Raw genomic sequence first — 8,449 nt, forward strand, 5'->3', positions numbered from 1 at the left:
CCATAAGAGTCTTAGTTTCTAGCCAACGATTCGCACTGCCATTCCTCTATCAAAGCCTCGTCCCAAACCCAAATAGCTGGCGCATCGGGGTATTTTTGTAGTACTGGGTTGTATGGACTGAGGCAATCTCCATGTACCCAAACAATTGGTTTATTCATGTTTTTTGGTTTTTACCTTTCTTCCCACGCTGCCAACTTTGGCTATTGGCTTGTTTGCTAAATTCCCCTTTAGGAAAAAGTCGCTGTTCTAATTCTTCATAACTACCTTCAAAATCACAATGACCGTAAAGCGGACATTTCTGGCAATAAACGCTTTTGGTGTAGCGTTCTAAGTTTTCACGGTTGAAAAAATACGGTTTCTGACTAAAAGTGCTGGCAACCCATTGCCATGACATATTATTACTAGCAGGATCTCCATCTAAAAGGTGTTCGAGAAACCACTTAGCTCCTGCTTGCCAACGAATACGCCGCCAATGGATAATGTAAGCTGCTAGCCACATTCGGGCGTGATTATGTAGATAGCCAGTTTCTTTCAAGTCATGGCTAAAGCTGTCGATGCAAACTCTGCCGGTGGTTGCTTGTCTGATATCTTGCGGCAATTCGGGTGTATATTCAGCCACAGTGTAACCAGTTTTGTACTCTTCCTGGTCTTTCCAGATTCCATCTCCTAAGTTGACATATAACCTTTGCCAGTAGTCGCGCCAGCCTAACTCGTTAATTAATTTCGTAGCATCATTTTGTTGCTGTACCCGTTCAAGGACATAATCTCGAATTTCTCGCAAACTCAAAACGCCATAGCGGATGTAAGGCGAAAGTCGCGTGACCGCACCTGCGAAAAAATTACGTGTTTGCGCGTAGCTTACTGCATCAATTTTTTCTAGCGCTTTTTGTGCAGCTTTGCGTCCCCCTACGGTTTCGCTGATGTGGTCATCGCGTTGTACCGCATCTGGGAATTGTTCGCGGAGGTAGGCTACCAACTGATCGCGGTTGGTAAATTCGCGTTGCATATCTTTAGACATATGAAGTTTGAAGGGTGAGAATAGATAAAAATATTTGTAGGTTAAGTCATTATTATGGCGGATAAATATAAGCGTAGACCGCAGGGATTGCCGCAGGCGATCGCTCTCAACCTGATGAGAGAACTTTTTTCATGGTAAGCAAAGATGAATCATATCATGTCCGCATAATTAGTTATGCTAACCACAGTCATTACACCCCACCCCTAACCCCTCCCCGCTTGCGGGGAGGGGAGACAAAGCGTAGCTTTGGCGGGGTGGGGTTCTTCGGGTTTAATAAGCAATCAAGCGGACATGATATCAGTGCGATCGCTCAATATATGTACAATTCTAAAATGGTCGCAATCTCTCACACCCTCCATTATGAGCAACATTCCCCAAGCCGGACAAACAGCGCCAGATTTCTCCACCCCTGACCAAAATGGCAATTCAGTCACTCTCGACGACCTCAGCAGTCAGTGGATTGTCCTCTACCTCTACCCCAAAGATGACACACCGGGCTGTACCACCGAAGCGAAAGATTTCACCCAATTGTATCAAGACTTCAGCGAACTGGGAGCGAAAATCTTAGGCGTAAGTCCAGATTTGGGTAAATCCCATTGTAAATTTATCAGCAAACATAACTTGTCAATCACCCTGTTGAGTGACCCAGAACATATTTTGACAGAAGCCTACGGCGCTTGGCGCTTAAAAAAATTTATGGGCAAAGAATATATGGGTGTTGCTCGGTCAACCTTTCTAATTTCACCTGATAAAATTATTGTCTATGCTTGGCCTAATGTGAAAACCAAAGGTCATGCTCTGGCAGTTTTAACTAAATTACGAGAATTAGCGGTCACATAACGCGACTGAATGCAGGTATAGTTACAGCAATGCTACGTCAATCATATTTATAATAAAAAAGCAGGATGTGAGCAGCCTATTTGAGCAAGCAATTATCAATGCGCTGAACTCAATCAATCCTCAAAAAGTTCTGGAAGGTAAAGTAGCTAATGCTATTATCCGAGCAGGGTTTGATTTAGTCGGTTTCAACAAAGCAGTGGGTCTAAATGGTGAAATTGGCGAAATTGATGTGGAAACCAGCAACGCTATCATTGAAGTAACAACCCAAACTGCTCGTAAGTTAAAGCAAATTCAAAAATTGATATCAAACTCTGACTTCAATCCCTTGAAGAAGCCAGTTATTCTCTACGCACCTAATTACAAAATAACTCCGGCTCAAGATATCATCGCTACTGGAAGTTATATAGTTCGTACTCAGGATGAATTATTAGAGTTACTATTTATACTAGGAGCATAAGCGATGCCAGAACCTATTTCTCTAATTTCTAGTGCTGAGATTCAACCATCGGAATTTTTGAGTTTTTTGCAATATTTAGGAATATTACTACATCCAGATAATGTATATGATGGGCGTATTTCTAGAGATAATACTCATGTTTGGATGGTTTTAGATAACACTGAATTAGAAAATTTTAATGCTGATGAAATGAAACTAATAACCCAAAAACTTACAGCTAAACCTCAGACTCACATTCTACTTGATGTCAGCAAAACTCCAGAAAGTGAGCAACTAGCGCTGGAGTTTGCCTGTAAGTTTGCTAAACAATGGTCTTGTATTGTTTACGACTCAAATTATAAAATCTACTCAGCAGAAGAATTATTGGAGTTATGCCCAGCAGCAGCAGGCTTTGTTTCGGGGGTAGATTCAAAAGTTAATCCGATATAGACTCGATTAGGATATCTTAAAGTCTGGTGAATTTGCTCTATAAACTACCACCGGGATGATTGAAGTAAGAAATTAGACTTCTCGCAAGTTGAAATAAACATGATTCAAGTCATCCAAGCCCAAAATGTCACTCTTGCCTATTTAAAGCAAAAATTTGCTTTGCATAAGTCTGAAAATGAGCAATTTTTTACAGAGTGGTTTGACTACATCCCGGAAATTTCCGAGTTAGAAAAACAATCCTTAGACAGAGTTAAAAATAACTATCTTAACGTGCTTGAAAATGCTCCTCTTTTAGAAGAAGCAGTAAAAATGGTGGTATTGTCTCCCCTGCTAGATTTAGCTGGTTTTTATCGTCATCCTTTTTACATCGCTACAGAAGAAAGTGTAGAAATTAGTGAAGAAATTATTATTGATGATGAAGAAAATTCTGAAGAAACTCAAGAAATTATCAAAGGTAAAATTGATGTCCTGCCAAGATAAGTTATGGTTACTAATAATTGAATCTAAGAGGTCTAATTTTTCCTTGGCAAAGGCGATTCCTCAAGCGCTGATTTATATGCTGGCAAATCCTCAGCCTGAGCAGCCTGTATATTCCTTGGTAATGAATGGCGAAGATTTCCAATTTATGAAGCTGATAAAACGAGATAAATTAATCTATGATTTATCTGATAAATTCACTTTGTATAGACGCAAAAATGAATTATACAAAGTTATAAATATATTAAAAAAATTAGGTCAAGTTTTAATTTAATTATCTTTGCTATTCCTATCTACATTAATACTCTAACAGTGTTATAATACTTACGCTGTATGTTTAAAATGAATTATGGTTCAATTTATCCAAGCACAAAATGTCGGACTGGCCTATTTGGAAGAAAGATTTAGTCTACAGCTAGCTGAAGATGAGGCATTCTTTACAGAATGGTTTGAGAATTTACCGGAAATTACAGATTTAGAAAAGCCAGATTTAGACAGAATAAAACTTCATTTTCTCCGTTTAGTCAAGCGTCCACCTTTGTCAGAAGAAACGGTGAAATTAGTAGTTTTATCTCCTTTACTCAACTTAGCTGGATTTTATGATGAGCCTTTTTATATGAGAGGCGAACAATCAATACAAATTTCTGCGGAAGATGAAGGAGAAATTATTAGAGGTAGAATTGATATTTTAGTTATTCAAGAACAATTCTGGTTGTTAGTAATTGAGTCTAAAAGGTCTAGCTTTTCTCTTTTAGAAGCCATACCTCAAGCACTTGTTTATATGTTGGCTAATCCTAATCAAGACAAACCTACTTTTGGATTAGTAACAAATGGCAGTCATTTCATTTTTGTAAAACTGACTAACCAAAATATACCAAAGTATGCGTTGTCTGATGAATTTACGCTGTTGAGGAGAAAAAATGAACTGTATCAGGTTCTAAGCGTATTAAAAAATTTGAGTCAAAGTTTGAGTTAATAATTATGTCTATTCGTCCTATATACCTTGATTGCCACGCGACTACACCCGTAGATGAACGGGTACTAGCAGCAATGCTCCCCTACTTCACAGAAAACTTTGGCAACCCATCGAGTATTAGTCATGTTTACGGTTGGGAAGCAGAAGCTGCTGTCAAACAAACGCGAGAGATTTTAGCAGCAGCAATTAACGCCACACCAGAAGAAATTGTTTTTACGAGTGGTGCAACAGAAGCGAATAATTTAGCTATTAAAGGTGTTGCTGAAGCTTATTTTAAAAAAGGTCAGCATATTATTACTGTTGCCACTGAACATAGTGCAGTTATTGATCCTTGTAATTATTTAAAAAGTCTCGGTTTTGAAATTACTATTCTCCCTGTGCAAAAAGATGGATTGATTGATTTAACTGAGTTAAAAAAAGCTTTCCGTCCTGAGACGATTTTGGTATCGGTGATGGCTGCAAATAACGAAATTGGTGTGTTACAGCCTTTGGCAGAAATTGGGGAAATCTGCCATGAACACAATATCATTTTCCACACCGATGCCGCCCAAGCTATTGGTAAAATTCCCTTGGATGTGCAAGCGATGAAAATAGATTTGATGTCGCTGACTGCACACAAAGTATATGGGCCCAAAGGTATTGGGGCGCTGTACGTCCGCAGGCGCAATCCCAGAGTGCAACTAGCTCCTCAGCAGCACGGCGGCGGACATGAGCGGGGGATGCGCTCTGGGACATTGTATACACCGCAAATTGTCGGCTTTAGGAAAGCTGTAGAAATCGCTTTGGCAGAACAAGCAACAGAAACCCAACGCCTTACCCAGTTAAGGCAAAGCTTGTGGGAACAGATGAAGCAAATTGAAGGAATTCATCTCAACGGACATCCTCAACAGCGATTGGCGGGAAACTTGAATATCAGTGTTGAAGGGGTGGATGGAGCCGCACTTTTGCTAGGATTGCAGCCAGTAATGGCGGTTTCTTCTGGTTCTGCTTGCTCATCGGCTACTACTGCGCCCTCCCATGTTCTGACAGCACTGGGACATTCAGAACAGCTAGCTTATGCCTCAGTGCGGTTTGGCATTGGCAGGTTTAATACCCAAGAGGAAATTGATCGAGTGGCGAGACATGCGATCGCTACTATTCAAAGCTTACGTAAGACCTCTTTTATGGATTCTCGCGCAGAAAAGCCCCAATCTGATCTAATTCCTGCTGATTGAGGCGAAATTCTCCAGCCCCGATGATTCCTTCCACCTGCTTGGGATTGCGTCCGCCAACGATCGCCGCAGTCACCGCCGGATTGTTTAAAGTCCAAGCGATCGCCACCTCACCGGGGGAGCGATCGTGTTGTTGACCAATGTGCTGCAACACCTCAACTAGCTTCAGGTTACGCGATAAACGTGGCTCTTGAAATTCACTATTATTCTTACGCCAATCATTATCTGGGAAATTAGCAACCCGCTCAGGTGTCATCTTTCCTGTAAGCAAGCCAGATTGCATCGGTGAATAAACAATCACACCTATGTTGTTTTCCTGACAAAAAGGTAGAATTTCCTTTTCCACATCGGGCTTAACCAGTGAATAAGGCGGTTGCAATGAGGTAACTGGTGCAATCTCCTGGGCACGTTTCAACTGTTCTACATTGAAGTTTGAAACCCCGATATAGCGAACCTTGCCCTCATCCTTTAGCTTGGCTAGAGTCGTCCAGCCTTCTTCGATTTCTGAGTCTGGGTTAGGCCAGTGGATCTGGTAGAGATCAATGGTTTCAATGTCGAGTCGGCGCAAACTAGCTTCAACCTCCCGTCGCAGTGAATCCGCCTTGAGGCTGTTACCAATTTTGCGCTTTTCATCCCAAATCATAGAGCATTTAGTGAAAATGTAGGGGCGATCAGATCGACCTTTGAGCGCCTTAGCAACAACTTCCTCAGAATGTCCCAGACCATAGATAGCTGCGGTGTCAATCCAATTAACGCCGAGGTCGAGAGCGCTATTGATCGCTGCGATCGATTCCTGGTCATCCTGCTCTCCCCAACCAAAAGCCCATCCACCTCCACCGATCGCCCAGGCTCCAAAGCCGATTGGGGTAATGTGAAGCTCCGAATTGCCAAGCTGTTTGGTTTGCATATCTATGTTTCTCCAAGAATTTTTGAGTCAATTGCTAGTTTAGATTGCAAATATTTTCTCAACCGCTATCTGAGGTGTGAATTACTACTGGTGGAAACACGACAGCTAATCCCTACTTATGTAGGATTACTAAATCCTAAATCTTGTGTTGATACACATTACTTATACACTAGACTTGCTCGAAGATATAGCAATCCTATTTGATTCGTGAAAAATATAAAATTTGAAAAAGAACCGCAAAGTTCGCTTTCGCGTAGCGTCTCGTTAGAGAAGGGCGCAAAGGGAAGAAAGAAGAAAGAGAAATATAATTTCACAAATGATTTAGGACTGCTATATAGCAGTTCTCGTTTGGATGCAACACATGGTAGGGGCACAGCAATGCTCATTTGTGTCAACTTAAGCTCAAAATCCTTTAAAACCTCGTTTCCAGCCAGAGGCTGGAAATGCAGTTCCTGGTGGTGCCACCAGTAAGGGAGGCGGAGCCTCAATGAGGGGCATTCCCAGTCGGAGACTGGGAACGAGGTACGAGGTAATCTGCTAAAAGCTGGTTTTCACCTGAAGTTGACACGCATGAGCTTTTAACGAGTCTTTGAACTGGATGAATCCACCTTTGATACTCCGTTCATCCAGCTTGTTAGCTTGTCCTCTTTTCCCCACTCCCCACTCCCCACTCCCCATTTAATATGGATTTGAATCAATCCGTCCCCTTTTGACACTCCTGAGATAGTACCCAGAGGTTGGTCTGTTTCTCAAATTAAAGGTGTCGCCACTGCGAACTTTCCAAATTTTGTAATTGGAAAAGGTCAAAGGCGTTCGGGGTTCGCATACTTCCGGCAGATGATTGCCAAGTACAAAATACGCCGCACCCCTACCCATAACTTTCACCAAACCGTTTTTATCTACAAGAACCGATGTACTTTCACTAACCGCTATGCCTAAAACACTGTTAGATACACCGTCTTTAATTTGACGGGCAATGAAAGTCATAATTCGACCCATTCTTTCCCGCCTGTCGGAGTGTGTATCTACGATAGTTCCCTTCAAATTGCTCCAATTGAAAAAGTTGTAAGTAAAAGTAATGTCCCGGTAAGGATCTTCGAGTGCGTCTCTAGTTTCAATGCCTTTTTCGGAAGAAGCGCAAGCATCGTAAACATACTCACTTTGGATCATCGCACCCGCACTAGTGCCACCAATACCACCTCCTTTAAGGTAAACTGACTTAACGGCAGTTTCAAGCTTGGTATCTTTCCAGTTGCGGATGTATTGACATTGGTCGCCGCCAGCAAAGAAAATCACATCAGCATTTTTGACTTTTTCAAAAATATCAGCCTTGTTTGCTTCTTCCCTATTGCTAATCAGAAGAGTTTCCACAAAGTTTACGCCCTTCATGGCATAAATTAGCCGATTGTAATCGTGATTACCATTAGTGCGGATAACTACAACATTAACTTTAGTGGCGGAGTTACTACCTCCCCTAACTTGGTTAATCATCCACTGGATAGCATCATCGACATCGGGGCCACCCCCACCTAAGGTAAGGACTGGGCCCGCTAAGGAAGGACGGACATCAAAGGAGGGGGAGGGGGAAGGGGAGGGGCGGACATCAACAGTGTCACCCAGGAAGTAGCGTTTCCAGTTTGCGATAAAACGGTTTATTAGGAATCTTCCCATGTTCAACAACTTGATTCCTGTAGTTTTCAAGCGCCTTGCTATGCTTGGGAATGCCTTTGTCATACTAAGCTTCTGGAGCAAACTGCAATTATTGCTAGGCTATTACGCATTTTAATTACTTATTTATTCGTCAGAATTGCCCTTAGTCATTAATCATTAGTCACTTGTATTTACAATTGGACAAAGGACAAAGGACAGCTATAACGAAAAAATGTGCAATTTAGACGCGCATTAGCTTAACTGTGGCACTAGAGAGGGTAGAATTTCCAGCGTACAGGGTTTGTACTGTTTTTTAATTGAACCACATATAGTTGTATAGGCACAGAAAAAGCTCATGCGTGTCAACTTCATGTAAGAGGTGTTTGAGAAGTCGCAAAGTATACTAGAAACCCCGATTCCATTCCTCTAAGAGGGTGTTTATAAAATAATTCTTAAGCAGGTGAGCTACTATGATTACGAGCTA

The 8,449-nt window shown here is 41.7% G+C and carries 12 protein-coding genes; 8 read left to right on the forward strand and 4 right to left on the reverse strand.

The window, feature by feature from the left end:
* Positions 1 to 11: 11 nt before the first annotated feature.
* A complete protein-coding gene (locus HWQ23_RS25215; protein WP_292834448.1) occupies positions 12 to 158 on the reverse strand; it encodes a hypothetical protein in 147 nt (48 codons plus the stop codon).
* Positions 155 to 1,018 carry an FAD-binding domain-containing protein gene (locus HWQ23_RS25220; RefSeq protein ID WP_292834421.1) on the reverse strand — a complete coding sequence of 288 codons (864 nt, stop codon included), beginning with the start codon at positions 1,016 to 1,018 and terminating at the stop codon, positions 155 to 157. The genes HWQ23_RS25215 and HWQ23_RS25220 overlap by 4 nt, the downstream gene beginning before the upstream one ends.
* Before the next feature lie 131 nt (positions 1,019 to 1,149).
* Here HWQ23_RS25220 and HWQ23_RS25225 point away from each other — a divergent pair, with 131 nt between their 5' ends.
* From HWQ23_RS25225 to HWQ23_RS25255, 8 genes are all read left to right on the forward strand, one after another.
* Positions 1,150 to 1,431, forward strand: coding sequence for a hypothetical protein (locus tag HWQ23_RS25225; protein ID WP_292834424.1), 282 nt, complete (start codon positions 1,150 to 1,152; stop codon positions 1,429 to 1,431).
* Complete coding sequence (bcp, locus tag HWQ23_RS25230; RefSeq protein WP_292834427.1) at positions 1,379 to 1,858, forward strand: thioredoxin-dependent thiol peroxidase; 480 nt, start codon at positions 1,379 to 1,381, stop codon at positions 1,856 to 1,858. Before HWQ23_RS25225 ends, bcp begins: the two co-directional genes overlap by 53 nt.
* A gap of 67 nt (positions 1,859 to 1,925) precedes the next feature.
* Positions 1,926 to 2,315: a hypothetical protein gene (locus HWQ23_RS25235; RefSeq protein WP_292834430.1), complete on the forward strand. Its 390-nt coding sequence runs from the start codon at positions 1,926 to 1,928 to the stop codon at positions 2,313 to 2,315.
* Between the two features lie 3 nt (positions 2,316 to 2,318).
* Positions 2,319 to 2,744, forward strand: coding sequence for a hypothetical protein (locus tag HWQ23_RS25240; protein WP_292834433.1), 426 nt, complete (start codon positions 2,319 to 2,321; stop codon positions 2,742 to 2,744).
* Positions 2,745 to 2,843: 99 nt separating this feature from the next.
* On the forward strand, positions 2,844 to 3,224 hold the full coding sequence (locus tag HWQ23_RS33490) for a hypothetical protein (protein ID WP_365742647.1): 381 nt from the start codon (positions 2,844 to 2,846) through the stop codon (positions 3,222 to 3,224).
* Entirely contained in the window at positions 3,208 to 3,495 is a 288-nt protein-coding gene (locus HWQ23_RS33495) for a hypothetical protein (RefSeq protein WP_365742650.1), read from the forward strand. Before HWQ23_RS33490 ends, HWQ23_RS33495 begins: the two co-directional genes overlap by 17 nt.
* Before the next feature lie 75 nt (positions 3,496 to 3,570).
* Positions 3,571 to 4,197 carry a restriction endonuclease subunit R gene (locus HWQ23_RS25250; RefSeq protein WP_292834436.1) on the forward strand — a complete coding sequence of 209 codons (627 nt, stop codon included), beginning with the start codon at positions 3,571 to 3,573 and terminating at the stop codon, positions 4,195 to 4,197.
* Positions 4,198 to 4,202: 5 nt separating this feature from the next.
* Positions 4,203 to 5,411 (forward strand): cysteine desulfurase family protein, encoded by a 1,209-nt coding sequence (locus tag HWQ23_RS25255; protein WP_292834439.1) that lies wholly within the window; start codon positions 4,203 to 4,205, stop codon positions 5,409 to 5,411.
* Here the strand turns inward: HWQ23_RS25255 and HWQ23_RS25260 are convergent.
* Entirely contained in the window at positions 5,359 to 6,315 is a 957-nt protein-coding gene (locus HWQ23_RS25260) for an aldo/keto reductase (RefSeq protein ID WP_292834442.1), read from the reverse strand. The genes HWQ23_RS25255 and HWQ23_RS25260 overlap by 53 nt on opposite strands.
* A 678-nt stretch (positions 6,316 to 6,993) precedes the next feature.
* Positions 6,994 to 8,049 carry a cyanophycinase gene (locus HWQ23_RS25265; protein ID WP_292834445.1) on the reverse strand — a complete coding sequence of 352 codons (1,056 nt, stop codon included), beginning with the start codon at positions 8,047 to 8,049 and terminating at the stop codon, positions 6,994 to 6,996.
* Positions 8,050 to 8,449: the final 400 nt, after the last annotated feature.

The organism is Nostoc sp. JL33, assembly GCF_017114985.1.
GTDB lineage: Bacteria > Cyanobacteriota > Cyanobacteriia > Cyanobacteriales > Nostocaceae > Nostoc.